Raw genomic sequence first — 1,608 nt, 5'->3', positions numbered from 1 at the left:
TTTTAAATGATAGGAATTTAGTTAAATTAATGGTCGAAAGTGGCAATGACATATTAAAGGAATTAGATAGTTATTGTAGTTGTTTTTTAAAAGACGGTGATAATTACAGACTTTTTCAAGCGCCAGGTCATTCTAAAAGTAGATATATAACAATTAAAAACAAGTATAATTCTTATTTTAAGGGCTTAACAATTACTAAATCAATATTAAATGAATTAAGAAGTAGAAAAAATATTACAATTCTAGATAGGATATTTGCTATTGATCTATATGATTATAATGAAAATAAAGTTTGCTATACTTTAGATATTAATGAACAGATTGTAAGAATATTTTGTGCAAAGGCTATAATAATAGCTACTGGTGGTTGTTGTGGTATTTATAATGAAACAACAAATACGGTTGATGTTGACGGGAGTGGTTTATATCTGGCTAAAAAAATTGGTTTAAAACTAGATAATTTAGAATTTATTCAATTTAATTCACTTAAAATGGCTAATTATAAATTTATATTACCTTCTTTTTTGTTTTCTTTTGGTGCACAATTAATCAATGAAAAGAATGAAAAATTTTTAGAAAAGTATAATACAGATGCTTCTTTGGCAACTAGAGATATAGTAAGCTATGCTGTCTATAGAGAGTTAAAAAGTGGTAGAAAGGTCTATATTGATTTATCTAATATTCAAATGGATAGATTAGAGCAATTATTAGATTATGATCACAAATTAAAAAAAGTATTAAATAGTTATAAAAAAATAGAGGTTGTTCCAGCAGCACATTTTATGCTAGGCGGTATTAAAATAAATGAAAGGTGTGAGACTACAAAAGAAGGGTTTTTTGCTGCAGGAGAAGTTACGACTGGGGTGCATGGTGCAAATAGGCTATCGGGTAATGCCCTTTTAGATGCAGCTGTTTTTGGAAAAATAGCTGGCTATAATGCAGCGAAATATATTGATGGTAGGGAGTTAGATCATATTAAGATTGAAATTGATACATTAAAAGAATTTATTCATTTCTCTGAATTTAATGAAAATAATAATAAAATATTAGATGAGTTAAATAAGTTTTTTAGAACAAAGGTTGATTTGGTCATAGGTATTGTTAGGAGTAGAGACATTTTACTTAAAACTAGAAAAATAGTAGAAAATTTACAAGTTAAACTAGAAGAATTCAAACCGGTAGAATTTAAAGATTTTATAAAATATTTTGAGATGAAAATACGATTATTTGTCGTACTTCAAATAATAGAGTTTTCCCTTAGAAGAGAGAGTACATTAGGTTCTTTTATTGTAGAATAGAATATATTTGTAGTTTTTTATAATCATTGAAGTATTATATGTTAAAGGATTTTAGCTTAACATATAAACTGCTGTTAGGAAAACTTGAAAAGTGAACACTTTAAACTTTAAAAGTGAACACCTTTGAGAGCATCAATTTTTACTTTTTGAATATCGATCAATTTATTATGGCACCAAAATCTAATTTCCAAAACTGTATCATTTAATGGATAAATACGAAGTGTAACCATTTCTCTGGGAGTAGCATTTTTGACTTTTAATAGTAAACCGTTAAGTGATATTGTTCTGTAAGCATCAATAACTCTTGTGG

At 26.9% G+C, this 1,608-nt stretch carries 2 protein-coding genes; one reads left to right on the top strand and one right to left on the bottom strand.

All coding sequences use genetic code 11. The features are described from left to right. A partial coding sequence (locus SVN78_11060; protein MDY6822144.1) for an FAD-binding protein occupies positions 1-1,298 on the top strand: 1,298 nt, incomplete at its 5' end. A gap of 107 nt (positions 1,299-1,405) precedes the next feature. Here SVN78_11060 and SVN78_11055 read toward each other — a convergent pair. Further along, positions 1,406-1,608 (bottom strand): hypothetical protein (locus SVN78_11055; GenBank protein MDY6822143.1); only part of this gene is annotated, 203 nt, incomplete at its 5' end.

It is taken from the genome of Deferribacterota bacterium, assembly GCA_034189185.1.
Lineage (GTDB): Bacteria > Chrysiogenota > Deferribacteres > Deferribacterales > UBA228 > UBA228.
Note: the sequence above shows the minus strand (reverse complement) of the source record. Positions and strands in the feature narration are given on the sequence as shown.